The organism is Streptomyces mesophilus (assembly GCF_040300965.1).
In the GTDB taxonomy this organism is placed as follows: Bacteria; Actinomycetota; Actinomycetes; order Streptomycetales; family Streptomycetaceae; genus Streptomyces; species Streptomyces mesophilus_A.
Genome location: NZ_JBEPEW010000057.1, coordinates 1 through 14,007 on the forward strand (window position 1 = coordinate 1; position 14,007 = coordinate 14,007).

Sequence of the window (14,007 nt, forward strand, 5' to 3'; positions counted from 1 at the left end):
CCCGCACCGGGTACGTGCCGGTGTCCGTGGCCGCCCCGGGTACGTGCCGCGAGCCACACGCCCAGGGGCAGCGCGGCCAGCATCGGCACCCCGGCCACGACACCGAGCAGCGCGAGCCCTTCACCTCTGCGCTCCGGCGGGATCAGCGGCACCGTCAGCGCGCTGCCCGCGACGAGCGTCAGGGCGAAGCCGAGACCGCGGACGAGACAGAGCGCGACGATCCAGCCGATCTGTCCGGAGGCGGGCAGCAGCAGCGCCGGAGCACCCAGCAGGAACAGGCCCGCCGCGAGCGTCGGACGATTGCCGAAGCGGGCGGTCAGGACGGGGCTGAGCAGGACGCCGGCGACCGTGGCGAACATCAGCGCGCCGGTGGTGAGACCGGCGGTGTCGCCGCTGCCGCCGGAGGCCTGTGCGTACAAGGGCACGACCGACAGCAGCAGGTAGTAGCTCGCGGACGCCCCGATGACCGAGACGCAGCGGATCAGAAGCGGCCGGGTGACCAACCGCGGTCTCCAGGCGGTGGGTTCGGTGGGCTGCGAGCCGGTCGCCTGGGCCATGCCGGGAACCTAGGGGGCGGCCCCGCCACGGGCAAGGTGATGTCCTGCCGTACACGGTCCGGATGCCGGTGCCACCCGTGCCGCCACCGGCGGGAGTTGACGGCGCCGTCCGTGCCGGCCACCGGCGGGAGTTGACGGTGCCGTCCGTGCCGCCACCGGCGGGAGTTGACGGTGCCGTCCGTGCCGTCACCAGCGGGAATCGTGCCTGGCCACTATTAGTCAGGCATTAGCTTCACAGCCCCCTTGACGGTGCTTTCACCCCGGCGGCAAGGTTCGGTCTCATCCGCAAGCAGTCGACGGCGCCCAGCGCGCGGTCGGAGGCTAATGCGCATTAGTCAGGGGAGTCGAGCATGGCCGAGGTCCGGTTGGCGAAGGCTCGGCGGGGGCGTCCGCGCCAGGCGGAGGTGGCCCGCCTCGCCGGGGTTTCGCAGACCACGGTGTCGCTGGTGCTCAGCGGCAACAAGCAGGGCATCGCGCTCCACCCGGACACCCGCGCCCGAGTGCTCCAGGCGGCACGGCAGCTGGGGTACGCACCCGACCCCGCCGCGCAGCGCCTCGCCGCCGCCCGCAACGATCTGCTCGGGGTGTTCAGCTTCACCGCCACGTTCCCGACGGACGTGGCGCACTCGTACTACCCGATCCTCGTCGGAGTCGAGCAGGAGGCCGTGGCCCGCGGCTACGACCTGGTCCTGTTCACCGGCTCGAGCTCCGCGCCCGCCCAGGGCGGCCGGACGGACTCGCTCGACCGGGTGCGGCTCGCCGACGGGTGCCTGTTCCTCGGGCGGCATGTCCCGGCCGACGAGCTGCGCCGGCTCGTCGAACAGGGCTACCCCGCCGTGCACATCGGCCGCCGCGACGAACTCGACGGTCTCGCCTGGGTCGGCGCCGACTACGCCGAGGCCACCGCCGAAGTCGTACGAAGGCTCGCGGACCTCGGCCACCGCGGCATGGCGCTCGTGTGCGAGACCGACGAGGCGCTGGCCTCCACGGACCGGGAACGTGGATTCCGGGGCGCGCTCGCGCAGGCCGGGCTCTCCGGCGGCGTGGTCCGCGCCGCCGACCCCGCGGCCGAGATCACCGGCGACTGGGTACGGGCTCGACTCGCCGCGGGCATCACCGCGTTCGTGGCCGAGGAGACCGACACCTGCGCCGTCTGGCGGGCACTGCTCACGGCCGTCGAGGAGGCCGGTCTCACCGCGCCCGCGGAGGTCTCGCTCGCCCTGCTCGGCTCACCGCCCGCCGATCTGGCCCACCACCTGGAACCGACCGGCTTCGACATCCCCAAGGCGGAGCTCGGCGCTGCCGCCGTACGCACGCTCACGGCCCTGCTGACCGCCGGCGAGGCCGACTACTCGCCGCTGGTGCCTTGCGAGTTCAGGCCGGGCCTTACGGCCGGCCGGGCACCGGCCACGTAACCGAACAGCACCTCATCCGACGCGTTCCGCAGCCCATGCGCTGTGGCGCGCCCGCACGCCCTGACCCACCCACGCCCGCACGCCTGCCCAACCGACGAAGGAGCCGCACCCATGTCGTTCGACCGTCGCCGTTTCCTGCAGACCACCCTGACCTCAGGCACCGCACTCGCCTTCGGCGCCCTCGGCGCCCGCCCGGCACTCGCCGCACCGGGAGGCTTCCCCGACTACCGCTACGTCCGCACTCTCCTGACGCCTTCGCAGCTCGAGTACAACCCCACGGGCGAGATCATCTTCCCGTGCGTCCGCGGCGTGTACGACAAGTTGTCCTCACCGCTGGGCCGTTACTACCTCTACTACGCGCCCCACGACGCCCCCGGCGGCATCTGCCTCGCGTACGCGGACCGCCTCGAGGGCCCGTACACCGAGTACGCGAACAACCCGATCGTGAAGAACGACTGGTCCCCGCACTACAAGGTCAGCCATGTCTCGTCCCCGCACGTGATGTGGAACGCCGAACACCGCGAGCTGTGGCTGTACTTCCACGGCGAGAACACCACCACGCGCCTGGCCCGCTCCAAGGACGGCATCCACTTCACGTACGACAAGACGGTCCTCACCACGTCGATGCTGCCGTCCGGCACCACCGAGGCCTCGTACGCCCGCGTCTTCCGGCACGATCTGCCGAGCCGGGGCGCCCGCTACGTCATGGTCTTCATGCGCAACGACACCACCAACCACCGCGACATCGGCTGGGGTTGGTCGCCGGACGGGCGGGACTGGCAGTTCGCCGCCGAGCCGCTGATCGACCACGCGGCGGTCGGTGCGGTCAACGTGTCCGGTGCGCACCTGCTGACACGTGACGGCAGCACCTACGTCGTCTACCACACGGACAAGTCCAGCGGCGGCAACATCCTGATCACCGAGGTGGGCAACGACTTCACCCGCCGCAACCACCTCGGGGTCTTCTACGACTCCAGCTCCGCGGCCCCGGAGAGCGGCCGCGCGGCCGCACCGTGCTTCGGCACGGACGGCGGAGTCCCGTACATGATCTACGAGGCGGGCGACCGGCTGGCCGGCTCGATCGCGTTGGCGCGGGGCTGATGTGCGCGGCGGGCGGGGCGGTACGTCCTGCCCCGCCCGCCGCCTCACACCACCCTGACCCGCACCCCCGCCTCGCCGATCGCCGTCAACTCGCCCTCAGGAGCGCCCGAATCCGTGATGAGGGTGTGCACGGCGGACAGGGGGCAGATCTTCGCGAAGGTCGTGCGGCCGAGCTTGGTGTGGTCCGCGACCACGACCGTGCTGCCGGCATGGTGCGCGAAGGCGCGGTCGGTCGCGGCTTCCAGCTGGTCGTGGGTGGTGCAGCCGTGGGCCGCGCTGATGCCGTCCACGCCCAGGAAGGCGATGTCGGTGTGGTGGTCGGCGAGGGTCTTCTCGGCGATGGGGCCGACCAGTTCGTAACTCTCCTTGCGCGCGGTGCCGCCGATGACGATCAGCGTGACCTCCGGGTGCAGCACCATCGAGGCGGCGATGTTGACCGCGTTGGTGACGATCGTGACGGGGCCGCGCTCGGCGAGGAGCCGGGCCACCTCGCTGGTGGTGCTGCCGCCCGTGAGACCGACGACCGCACCCGCAGGGACGAGATCGGCGGCCGCACGGGCGATGGCCAGTTTCTGCGGGGAGCGCTGGTCCAGGCGGTGCTGCAAGGGCAGTTCGAGGCTCAGGCCCCCGCGTACCGCACCTCCGTGGGTGCGCTCCACGAGGCGCTGCTCGCTCAACTGCTGCAGATCCCGGCGCACGGTGGCCTGCGAGACGCCGAGCAGCAGGGCGAGCCGGCCGACGTCCGCGCTGCCATGCGCGGCGACGAGCTCGAGTATCCGCAGGTGACGGTCGCTTCTCAGCACGCGGTGAGCATAGTCCCGGGCGGCTCCCGCGGTCCCCGTATGAGCAAGAATGATGCGCGAATCTGCGCGAGTTGAGGACTGATCGCTCAAGTTCTGTCTCTTGACACGGCAGTCCGCGCTCGATTTACTCCCTGGCACGCCGATGTCGAACCTCGGCGCAGAGGTACGCCTAGCCGGTAGGTGGCCATTGCCACGAGCCCGGACTGAGTCGCCAGGACCGTTGAGGGTCCGAGGCGGGGACGTGCCCTCCACATGTGGAGCTCTGCGATGAGCCTCAATCGTGTGTCGAGCAAGTACACGGCGGCGGGTGCCGCCCTCGCGGCCGGCGCGGCCGTCTGTCTCCTTCTCCCGTCGACGGCATCGGCCGGGGCGGCGGCGGTGCCGCTGCCGCCGCCGCACGCCGGCTTCGACTACCAGATCGGCGGGGCGTACACCCCGCCGTCCGGGGTGCGGGTGGTCAGCCGTGACCACGAAGCGTCCCCGGCCCCCGGCCTGTACAACATCTGCTACGTGAACGCCTTCCAGGCGCAGCCCGGCGCCGAGGGGGAGTGGGACGACGACCTGCTTCTGCGGGACGGCGACGGCGAGGTCGTCTACGACGGCGACTGGGGCGAGGCCGTCCTGGACCTGCGCACGGCCGACAAGCGGCAGCGCATCGCCGCCAAGGTGGGCGCGTGGATCGACGGCTGCGCGGACAAGGGGTTCCAGGCCGTCGAGCCGGACAACTACGACACGTTCACGCGCTTCCCGGACCACCTCACGGCGAACCACGCGAAGGCCTTCATGGCCCTGCTCGCCGACCGCGCCCACGGCAACGGACTCGCGATCGCCCAGAAGAACACCGCCGAACTCGCCGGCGTGGGCAAGGAGACCGGCCTCGACTTCGCCGTGGTCGAGGAGTGCGGCGCGTACAACGAGTGCGGTGAGTTCACCGCCGAGTACGGCGACCACGTGGTCGTCGTCGAGTACAGCGCGAGCGGGCTGCGCAAGGCCTGCGACGGGTGGGGCGATCAGCTGAGCATCGTCCGCCGCGACGTGGACGTCTCACCCGCGGGCAGCAGCGGGTATCTGCGCCAGACCTGCTGACCGTCATTCCCCTGTAAGGGCACGGATCCGTGGGCACACCGTCCGGCGTGCCCACGGACATGCCCGCCCCTGCGAACCGCGAACCCCTTGGAGGCAGCCATGACCGCAGCACCCCGTGGACCCGGAGCGCCGGCCCGCCGCAGCGTGCTGCGCGCCGGTTCGGCGGCGGCGCTCGCGGGCGCACTCCCCGTCGCGCTCTCCGGCTGCGCCGGCGGCGCGTCCGACGGGGTCGGTGCCGACGGCAGCGTCACCATCCAGCTCTGGCACGGCCAGACGGACACCGCACTGAAGGTGATCAAGGACCTGGTCGCCGAGTTCCATCGCACCCACCCCCGTATCCATGTCGACCTGGGCGGTGGCGTGCTCGCCGACGCCATGCTGCAGAAGGTCACCGCGGCGCTCGCCTCGGGGGCCTACCCCGACGTGGCGTTCATCTTCGGCTCCGACCTGGCGAGCATCGCCCGCAGCCCGCAGGTAGTCGATCTCACCGAGCACGTACGCGGCGGCCCCACGCCCTGGACCAGCTACTGGCCGTCGGCCCGCGAGGCGGTCACCATCAACGGCCGGGTCCGTGCGGTGCCGGCGATGGTCGACTGCCTGGCCATGGTCTGCAACAAGAAACTGTTCGCCGAGGCCGGCCTCGACCTGCCCGAACCGGGCTGGACCTGGGCCGAGTTCACAGACCTTGCGCGCCGTCTCACCGACGCGGACAGAGGCCGCTTCGGCACCGGCTGGCCCGGCACCGGGGACGAGGACACGGTGTGGCGCCTGTGGCCCCTGATCTGGGGCGCGGGCGGCGAGGTGATCGCCGAGGACGGCAAGCACATCGGCTTCGCCGAGGAAGGCGTACGGGCCCTGGAGGTCGTACGTGACCTGGTGCGAGACAAGAGCGTGTACGTGGACCCGAAGCCCGGCAGCGAGCAGATGTACAAGGTGTTCCTGTCCGGACGGATGGCCATGGTGCCCACCGGGCCCTGGCAGCTGCCGGACATCACCCAGGCGAAGCTCGACTACCACGTGGTGCCGCTGCCCACCTTCGACGGCACCGCCGTCACCATCTCGGGCCCGGACACCTGGACGGTCTTCGACAACGGCGAGGCCCGCGCCGAGGCCGCCCGCACCTTCGTCACCTGGCTCACTCAGCCCGCCCAGGACAGCCGTTGGGACGTGGAGGCCGGCAGCCTGCCGCTGAGCAGCGGCAGCGAGAAGAGCCCCGCCTGGCGGCAGCATGCCACCGGCACACCGGGCATGCCCGTGTTCACCGAGGCGCTGACCTCGGCCCGGGTGCGTCCCGTGCACCCCGCGTACCCCCGTATCTCCCAGGCCCTTGGAGAGGCCATCGTCTCCGTGCTGCTCGGCCGCGCCACGCCCGCGGCGGCGATCCGCACCTGCGCCGAAGACGCCAACGCCGCCCTTCTGATACCGCGTTGAGGACCCCTGATGCCGAGACTTCCCACACCCCTGACCCTGCCACCCGACCGTGCAGTCAGCCGTGGTCTGCGCCGACGGCGCCGCGCCGAGGCCGCCACCGCCTGGGCCTTCGTCTCGCCGGCCGTGCTCGTCATCCTCGGCCTCAGCGTGGTCCCGGTGCTCTGGTCGCTGCTGCTCTCCTTCCGCGCCAGCGACCTGGTCACCCCCAGCCGCTGGGTCGGTCTGGACAACTACCGTGCCCTGGCGCAGGACCCGCACTTCCACGAGGCCGTACGGAACACCCTCGTCTACACGCTCCTGTACGTGCCCTTGAGCATCGTGGCCGGTCTCGCGCTCGCCCTGGTGCTCAACCGCAGGATCCGTTTCGTGGGGCTGTACCGCACCCTGTTCTTCGTCCCGTTCGTCGTCTCGGCCACCGCCCAGGGCGTGCTGTTCTCCTTCGTCCTCGATCCCGAGTTCGGCGCGGCCAACTCGGTCCTGCACCATCTCGGCGTCTCCGCCCAGGGCTTCCTCACCGACCCCTCCCAGGCCCTGTACGTCCTGGTCGCCATCACCCTGTGGAGCGGCACCGGTCTGTGCACGGTCGTCTATCTGGCGGCGCTGCAGGACGTGCCCCAGGAGCTGATCGAGGCGGCCCGCCTGGACGGAGCCCGGCGCCGGCACCTCCTGCGCCACGTCACCCTGCCGGCGCTCACCCCGGTGAGCGTGTTCCTGCTCCTGTGGCAGACCATCCAGGCCCTTCAGGTCTTCGACCTGGTGTATGTGACCACCAAGGGCGGTCCGCTCGGCTCGACCACGGTGATCGTCTACTTCATCTGGGAGCAGGCGTTCAAGAACTTCACCGCGGGATACGGAGCCGCCGCCGCGTACGTCCTCGCCCTGGCGCTGTTCGTGATGGCCGTGCTGCTGCGGGCCGTCCGTGGCCGCGCCCGTACGGAAGCAGCCGCCTCATGACCCTCACCGCCCTGCCCGAGGCCACCCGGCGTCCCGCCGCCGACACCACCGTCGCCCACCGCCGTATCCGACTCCCGTTCAGCGCTTGGCACTTGCTGCTCGCACCGCTCGCCCTGCTGTTCGCGCTGCCGCTGCTCTGGCTCCTTGTCAGCTCGGTGATGAGCGACGCCGAGATCAACCGCTTTCCGCCCGCCCTTTGGCCCTCCGACCTGGACCTCGGCGGCTACCGCTACGTCCTCGGCAACGCGATGTTCCCGCGCTGGCTGCTCAACTCCCTGATCGTCTCGGGGGTCGCGGTCGCCTCGAACCTCGTCTTCGGGGCACTCGGCGGCTATGCCTTCGCCCGGATGCGGTTCCGTGGCTCGCGGGCGCTGCTCGTGCTGATGCTGGCCACCATGGCGGTCCCGTTCCAGCTGACGATGATCCCCACCTTCCTGGTGATGAAGCAGCTCGGACTCATCGACACCCTGGGCGCGTTGATCGTGCCGTCCCTGGTCACACCGTTCGCGGTGTTCCTCCTGAGGCAGTTCTTCCTCTCGCTGCCACGGGAGCTGGAGGAGGCCGCGTGGATGGACGGCTGCTCCCGGCTGCGGGTGCTGTGGTCGATCGTGCTGCCGCTCGCCCGTCCCGCGCTCGCCACCGTCGCCGTCCTCACCTTCCTGACCACGTGGAACGACCTGTCCTGGCCGCTGATCGCGATCAATCACGACACCCAGTACACGCTGCAGCTGGGCCTGACCACGTTCCAGGGGCAGCACCACACCCGGTGGTCCGCGGTGATGGCCGGGAATGTGATCACCGTTCTGCCGGTGCTGCTCGCCTTCCTCGCCGCGCAGAAGACGTTCATCCGCTCCCTCACCTCCACCGGCCTGAAGGGCTGAGCCCCTTTCCCGTACGAGAAGGATCTCCATGCCGCACCAGTACGACCTGCTCGTCGTCGGGGACGCCAACCCCGATGTGATCCTCGGCCCGCTCACCGCACCCCTCGCCTTCGGACAGCGGGAACAGCTCGTGGAATCGGGCTCGTTCACCCTCGGCGGCTCGGCCGCGATCATGGCCTGCGGGGCCGCGCGCCTCGGCCTGCGGGTGGCCTTCGCGGGCCGCGTCGGGGACGACGACGCCGGGCGCTATCTGCGGGACACCCTCGCCGCGCGCGGCGTCGACACCCGTGGACTGAGCATGGACCCCGACCGGCCCACCCCGCTGACCGTCGTCCTCACCCGGGGCGACGACCGGGCCGTCCTCACCTCACCCGGCACGCTCGGAGCGATCAGCGGCGCGGACATCCCCGACGGACTCCTCGCCGACAGCCGGCACGTCCACGCCTCCTCGTACTTCCTGCAGCCGCGCCTGGCCGCCGACCTGCCCGGCGTCCTGCGCACCGCGCACGCCCACGGCGCGACGACCTCCCTCGACACCCAGGACGACCCGGCCGACCGGTGGCAGGGGCTCGACGCCGTGCTGGCGGAGACCGACATCCTGCTGCCCAACGCCCAGGAAGCTCTGCGCCTCGCGGGCCCCGGCGCGACCGGCGTGCAGGCGGCGGCCCAACTCCTCGCCGCGCGCGGCCCGTTGACCGTGGTCAAGAACGGCGCGGGCGGCGCACTGTGCCACGACGGCCGCACCTCGTACTCCGCACCCGGCCTGCCGGTCGAGGTCACGGACACGGTCGGCGCGGGCGACAGCTTCGACGCCGGCTTCGTCGCCGCGACGCTGGACGGTCGACCACCGCAGGAGGCACTCGAGTTCGCCGTCGTCTGCGGCGCCCTGTCCACCCGGGCCCACGGCGGCACCACGGCCCAGCCCACCTGGGACGAGGCCCTCACCCACCTCACCCGTACCGGAGCACCCCTCGCATGAGCCCCACCAGCCGTATGAACCGTCCGAAGATCGCCTTCATCGGCGCCGGCAGCGTCGTCTTCACCCAGGGCCTGCTCGCCGACCTCTTCGCCTTCCCGGAGCTGCGGGACGTCCATATCGCCCTGCACGACATCGACCCCGAGCGTCTGACCACCGCGCAGGCGGCCGCCGCCTACATAGCGCGCCACCGGGACGCCCACGCCACCGTCACCGCGCACACCGACCGCCGTGCGGCCCTCGCGGACGCCGACTTCGTCATCAACATCGTGCAGATCGGCATGGGCGAGGCCACCCGCACCGACTTCGACGTCCCCGCCGGCTACGGGATTCGCCAGACCATCGGCGACACGCTCGGCATCGGCGGCATCTTCCGCGCCCTGCGCACGTTCCCGTTCCTCGCGGAACTCGGTGAGGACATCGCCGAGATGTGCCCGGACGCGTGGCTGCTCAACTACACCAACCCCATGGCCATGAACGTCCAGTACCTCACCGCCGCCACCGGTCTCACCAACGTCGTGGGCCTGTGCCACTCGGTCTACTGGACGATGCAGGACCTGGCCAAGCTCGTGAACGTCCCGTACGAGGAGCTCACCTACCGGGCCGCCGGGGTCAACCACCAGGCCTGGGTCCTGCGCTTCGAGCACGAAGGCCGCGACCTCTACCCGCTCCTCGACGAACTGATCGCGTCCGACGCCCAGTTGAGGCGCCGGGTGCGCGTCGACATGTACCGGCGCCTCGGCTTCTACCCGACCGAGACCAGTGAGCACTCCAGCGAGTACGTGCCCTGGTACCTGCGCCACGACAGCGAGGTGGAGCGCCTGCGGCTGCCGATCGGCGCGTACGTCGGGATCGTCGACGACAACGTGGCCCAGTACCACCGTACGAAGGAAGCACTCGCCTCCGGCGAGCCGCTGGCCGTCGAGGGCACGATGGAGTACGCCCCGCAGATCATCCACAGCGTCGTCACCGGCACGCCGCGCACCGTCTACGGAAACGTCCCCAACCACGGTCTGATCGACAACCTGCCCGCACACGGAGTCGTCGAAGTGCCCTGCCTGGTCGACGCCTCCGGTGTCCAGCCCACCCGGATCGGCGCGCTGCCGCCCCAGCTGGCGGCGCTCAACCGCACGTATCTGAGCACGAACGATCTGGTGGTGCGGGCTGCGCTGGAGGACGAACCACGGCGCATACGGCACGCCGCCATGACCGACCCGGCCACGGCCGCCGCGCTCCCCGTCCAGCGGATCTGGCAGCTGTGCGACGACATGGTGCGGGCGCACGGCGAGCGGCTGCAGCCGGGACTGCGGGCGCTGCTCGGCGACTGAGGCCCGGGTGTGCAGCCTCTGGCTGGGCGGCTGAGGCCCGGGTGCACTGCCCTCGCTGCTCGGCGGCTGGCGCTCAGGCGCGCTGACCTCGCTCGAAATACGTGATGAGGTCCGCGTCGAGGTCGGGGACGGAGCGCGGTGTGCCGCCGTCCCGCAGCGACTCCGTGGCGCCCGCGCCCGCCGCCACGGCCATCCGCGCCGCGACCGGGGAGGTGTCGGTGCGGCCGCCCTCGCGGGCGAACCGTACGAACTCCGCCACGATCAGGGGATCGGCGCCGGCATGCCCGGCGTCGTCCCCGGCGTCGGGCACCGTGTACGCGGCGTCGGCCTCGCCCCGGTACTCCGAGCGGCGGGCGTTCCACACCTTCACCACCGAGCCCGGGCCGTCGCCGAAGTTCTCCAGGCGGCCCGCGTCGCCGATGACGGTGTAGTTGCGCCAGTAGTCCGGCGTGAAATGGCACTGCTGGTAGGCCGCCAGCACGCCGTTGTCCAGGCGCAGGTTGACCAGGGAGACGTCCTCCACGTCGATCACCGGGTTGAGGCCGCGCTGGGTGTGCGGTGGCCAGTGCCCGTCCTCGGTGTACCAGTCCGCGGACTTGGGCTCGCCCGGAGCCCGCCGGTGCGGCACATCCCCGTACACCATGAGCTCGCCGAGGGCCTGCACCTGCCGTGTGTACCCGCCCGCGAGCCAGTGCAGTACGTCGAGGTCATGGGCGGCCTTCTGCAGCAACAGGCCTGTCGTGAACCGGCGTTCGGCGTGCCAGTCCTTGAAGTACCAGTCCCCTCCGTACCCCACGAAGTGCCGTACCCACACCGTCCTGACCGTGCCGATCCCACCCCGCGCGATGAGGTCGCGCATCAGCCGGACGACCGGCATGTGCCGCATGTTGTGGCCGACATACAGCCGTGTGCCCGTCGCGCGGGCGGTCCGCAGCACCAAGTCGCAGCGTTCGACCGTGATGTCGAGGGGCTTCTCCACGAACACGGGCCTGCCCGCGCGCAGTGCCGCACAGGCAAGGTCCGCATGGGTGTGGTCCGGGGTGAGGACGAGGACCGCTTCGACGTCCGGGTGGCCGATCACCTCCCTGTGGTCGCCGGTGATCCGCGCGCCAGGGAAGTCCTTGGCGGCCCGGTCCCGTACGGCCTCGTCGTGGTCGGCCAGCGCGACCACTCGCGACCCGCTGCCCGGCCGGTGCGCGAGCCGGGCGAGCGAGCCGCGCAGCCCGTAGCCGAGTACGCCCAGGCGCAGGTCGGGGGAGGTGCCGGTCATCGGATGCCTGCCTTTCTGAACGGTGGGGCGAGTTCGAGGGCGCGCCGGACGCCCCGGGGAGGGGGCGGCCGGCGCGCCGGGGCGCAGACGGATCAGCCGACCGTGATCCGGTCGATGTCGGGTGCCCAGCCCGACGGGTTGGCGATGGTGATGCGATTGCCCGTGCCCGCCTGCAGGTTCAGCTGCACGGTGGCCGTCGAGGTCGTCCACCAGTCGGCAGTCGGGCCGAACTGGACGGTCCCTGCCGTGCCGTCGTTGGCCCGGACGGTGGCGCTGCGGGCCGTCGCGGTCGCGTAGTGCACGGTCACCGTGCGCGTACCGCCGCTGCCGCCGTCGACACCGTTGAACGTGAGCGTCGCTCCGTTGCCCAGATAGCCGACCTTGGCGCCACCGGAGCAGCCGGCGCACTCGGCGGTGACGGCGCCGCCCGCGAGGGTGTTGCCGGCTGACTCGGCCTCATAGCTCTTCGGATCGTTGCCCTGGCCCGCGCCGACGCTCATGTCCCCGAGGCCGAGCCAGCCGTCCGCCTGCTGCCCGGCATTGGCGAACCGCAGCTTCTTGGCCGCCGAACTCACGTCCTCCAGGGGGTTCTTGGCCTTCATGACCAGCTGGTAGTCGCCCGCGGCCACGGCCGAGAGGTCCACCGTCGTGTCGAAGTAGTACGGGCGGCCGTAGTCCAGATACGTGGGGTCGGAGCCGACACCCCAGTCCGGGAACGCGCGGATCTTCAACGGCATGACCTTGCGCAGATCCCAGGAGGTCTTCCAGGTCTTGACCAGGTTCCCGTCGGCGTCCTTCAGGCCGAGGCTGACCTCCCAGGGGTAGTAGAAGGGCGCCACACCGTTGTTGCCGATCTGCACGCCCACCTTGGTGCTGCCCTGGGCCGTGCCGTGGAAGTACGCGTTCCTGACGCCGAGGTCGTACCCCATGAGCCGGACCGCGGCGGCCACCTTGGGATCGGAGGCGGCGTACTCGCCACTGCGCTCGTTGATCTTCCATGTGGTGTGCTCCAGCTCGATGCACGCCTTCATGTTGTCCACGGAACCGGTGCCGCCGGGCCAGTCGGCGAACGCGGTGCTCTGGATCTCCGGCCGCACCTCACCGCCCATGGAGGCGGTGGTCCACTTGTTCTCCACGCCCTGTTCGAGGGCCTTCTGCAACTGGGCCCAGGGAGCTCCGCCCATCGAGACCGGCAGGGTCACGCCGGCCGCCGGACTGCCCTCGCGGTAGCAGAAGGAGTCGTCGTGGTAGCCGATGGCCGGGAGGCTGTTGGCCGCACCGCCCGCGGATTCGGGGTAGCGGACTTCCAGACGGGTCTTCTTGAAGGCGTTGTTGTACGCGTTGATCAGCTCGGCGCCGTTCGCGTCGGTCGGCATGTAGTTCGGGTACGAGTCGCCGCCCGTGTCCGTGTCGTAGGGCCAGGTGTGCCACTCGCCCCACAGGCCGACCAGGCCCAGGTGGATGTAGCCCAGGCGCGGATCGCCGTCGTAGCGCGCGCCGAACGCGGCGATGAAGTCCTTGAGCGCGGTGCGCAGATACGGGCTGTCGTAGTCGGGGCTCGTGGTGCCCCAGTAGGTGTTCTCACGGTTGGCGACGTGCCCGGCGAAGCAGGGCGGGATGGCGTTCGCGGGGTGGGTGCCGGTGCCGCCCGGATACTCCATGTAGAAGCGGATCGCCGCCTGATGGCCGGCCTGCGCGATCTCCTGCAGGGCGCTGTCGAGCACGCCCCAGTCGTAACTCCCGCAGTTCGATGCGCTGTTCATGACCTCCGAGAGGCCGAAGTACGCCCAGGTCAGGGAGTGCGGGTAGCCGGCGTTCTGGTTGCCGCCGGGCTGGTAGAAGCGGGCGAAGCCCTTGAGCGGATTGTCCACGGGGGAGTCGGCGGGGGCGAGGGCGTGCACCGGGAGCGCGGGGTCGGGGCTCGGTCCGGGTGCCGGGCGCTCGGGAACTCCCGCCGCTGTGACGGCCGGTGCCTTCTTACGGGCCTGTGCGTCGGGGTCCGCGGCCTGGGCGCCGGCGGGCAGCGCCACCAGGGCGAGCGCCGCGGCCGCGGCACACAGGGCTGCCGAGAGCCCTCTGCCGCGTCTGCGCAGGGACGTACGCATGGATCAACCTCCAAGTGGACGGGGGGAGTTGCAGGTCGGTTCCGTGAGCCCGGATCGTCACCGGGTTTATGCGCCAGCATTGACAAACTTTCGCTGTTGC

At 71.0% G+C, this 14,007-nt stretch carries 12 protein-coding genes; 8 read left to right on the forward strand and 4 right to left on the reverse strand.

The features are described 5' to 3' along the window. A partial coding sequence (locus ABT367_RS20735) for an MFS transporter (protein WP_352254543.1) occupies window positions 1-557 on the reverse strand: 557 nt, incomplete at its 3' end. A gap of 350 nt (window positions 558-907) precedes the next feature. Between ABT367_RS20735 and ABT367_RS20740 the strand changes: the two genes are divergently transcribed. Then, complete coding sequence (locus ABT367_RS20740) at window positions 908-1,972, forward strand: LacI family DNA-binding transcriptional regulator (RefSeq protein ID WP_352254544.1); 1,065 nt, start codon at window positions 908-910, stop codon at window positions 1,970-1,972. 111 nt (window positions 1,973-2,083) lie between these two features. Then, on the forward strand, window positions 2,084-3,073 hold the full coding sequence (locus ABT367_RS20745) for a hypothetical protein (protein ID WP_352254545.1): 990 nt from the start codon (window positions 2,084-2,086) through the stop codon (window positions 3,071-3,073). Window positions 3,074-3,117: 44 nt separating this feature from the next. Here ABT367_RS20745 and ABT367_RS20750 read toward each other — a convergent pair whose 3' ends face one another. After that, complete coding sequence (locus ABT367_RS20750; RefSeq protein ID WP_352254546.1) at window positions 3,118-3,876, reverse strand: DeoR/GlpR family DNA-binding transcription regulator; 759 nt, start codon at window positions 3,874-3,876, stop codon at window positions 3,118-3,120. 267 nt (window positions 3,877-4,143) lie between these two features. On the opposite strand from ABT367_RS20750, the gene ABT367_RS20755 reads away from it, so the two are divergent. From ABT367_RS20755 to ABT367_RS20780, 6 genes are all read left to right on the forward strand, one after another. Further along, window positions 4,144-4,962 carry an endo alpha-1,4 polygalactosaminidase gene (locus tag ABT367_RS20755; RefSeq protein WP_352254547.1) on the forward strand — a complete coding sequence of 273 codons (819 nt, stop codon included), beginning with the start codon at window positions 4,144-4,146 and terminating at the stop codon, window positions 4,960-4,962. Window positions 4,963-5,061: 99 nt separating this feature from the next. Continuing rightward, on the forward strand, window positions 5,062-6,393 hold the full coding sequence (locus ABT367_RS20760; RefSeq protein ID WP_352254548.1) for an ABC transporter substrate-binding protein: 1,332 nt from the start codon (window positions 5,062-5,064) through the stop codon (window positions 6,391-6,393). 9 nt (window positions 6,394-6,402) lie between these two features. Next, on the forward strand, window positions 6,403-7,347 hold the full coding sequence (locus ABT367_RS20765) for a carbohydrate ABC transporter permease (RefSeq protein WP_352254549.1): 945 nt from the start codon (window positions 6,403-6,405) through the stop codon (window positions 7,345-7,347). Beyond that, the gene (locus ABT367_RS20770) at window positions 7,344-8,228 is read left to right on the forward strand and encodes a carbohydrate ABC transporter permease (RefSeq protein WP_352254550.1); all 885 of its coding nucleotides are present in this window, start codon (window positions 7,344-7,346) and stop codon (window positions 8,226-8,228) included. Before ABT367_RS20765 ends, ABT367_RS20770 begins: the two co-directional genes overlap by 4 nt. A 28-nt stretch (window positions 8,229-8,256) precedes the next feature. Next, window positions 8,257-9,207: a carbohydrate kinase family protein gene (locus tag ABT367_RS20775; protein WP_352254551.1), complete on the forward strand. Its 951-nt coding sequence runs from the start codon at window positions 8,257-8,259 to the stop codon at window positions 9,205-9,207. A gap of 14 nt (window positions 9,208-9,221) precedes the next feature. After that, the gene (locus tag ABT367_RS20780) at window positions 9,222-10,532 is read left to right on the forward strand and encodes an alpha-glucosidase/alpha-galactosidase (RefSeq protein WP_352254579.1); all 1,311 of its coding nucleotides are present in this window, start codon (window positions 9,222-9,224) and stop codon (window positions 10,530-10,532) included. 73 nt (window positions 10,533-10,605) lie between these two features. On the opposite strand, the gene ABT367_RS20785 is transcribed toward ABT367_RS20780, so the two are convergent. Then, window positions 10,606-11,802: a Gfo/Idh/MocA family protein gene (locus ABT367_RS20785; protein WP_352254552.1), complete on the reverse strand. Its 1,197-nt coding sequence runs from the start codon at window positions 11,800-11,802 to the stop codon at window positions 10,606-10,608. A gap of 92 nt (window positions 11,803-11,894) precedes the next feature. Continuing rightward, window positions 11,895-13,907, reverse strand: a complete 2,013-nt coding sequence (locus ABT367_RS20790; RefSeq protein ID WP_352254553.1) for a DUF4832 domain-containing protein — start codon at window positions 13,905-13,907, stop codon at window positions 11,895-11,897. Between the last annotated feature and the right edge of the window lie 100 nt (window positions 13,908-14,007).

Excerpts from the sequence above, each read along its gene's own strand:
- ABT367_RS20740 (WP_352254544.1), top strand. The coding sequence starts at position 908 with ATGGCCGAGGTCCGGTTGGCGAAGGCTCGGCGGGGGCGTCCGCGCCAG.
- ABT367_RS20745 (WP_352254545.1), top strand. The coding sequence starts at position 2,084 with ATGTCGTTCGACCGTCGCCGTTTCCTGCAGACCACCCTGACCTCAGGC.
- ABT367_RS20755 (WP_352254547.1), top strand. The coding sequence starts at position 4,144 with ATGAGCCTCAATCGTGTGTCGAGCAAGTACACGGCGGCGGGTGCCGCC.
- ABT367_RS20760 (WP_352254548.1), top strand. The coding sequence starts at position 5,062 with ATGACCGCAGCACCCCGTGGACCCGGAGCGCCGGCCCGCCGCAGCGTG.
- ABT367_RS20765 (WP_352254549.1), top strand. The coding sequence starts at position 6,403 with ATGCCGAGACTTCCCACACCCCTGACCCTGCCACCCGACCGTGCAGTC.
- ABT367_RS20770 (WP_352254550.1), top strand. The coding sequence starts at position 7,344 with ATGACCCTCACCGCCCTGCCCGAGGCCACCCGGCGTCCCGCCGCCGAC.
- ABT367_RS20775 (WP_352254551.1), top strand. The coding sequence starts at position 8,257 with ATGCCGCACCAGTACGACCTGCTCGTCGTCGGGGACGCCAACCCCGAT.
- ABT367_RS20780 (WP_352254579.1), top strand. The coding sequence starts at position 9,222 with ATGAACCGTCCGAAGATCGCCTTCATCGGCGCCGGCAGCGTCGTCTTC.
- ABT367_RS20785 (WP_352254552.1), bottom strand. The coding sequence starts at position 11,802 with ATGACCGGCACCTCCCCCGACCTGCGCCTGGGCGTACTCGGCTACGGG.
- ABT367_RS20790 (WP_352254553.1), bottom strand. The coding sequence starts at position 13,907 with ATGCGTACGTCCCTGCGCAGACGCGGCAGAGGGCTCTCGGCAGCCCTG.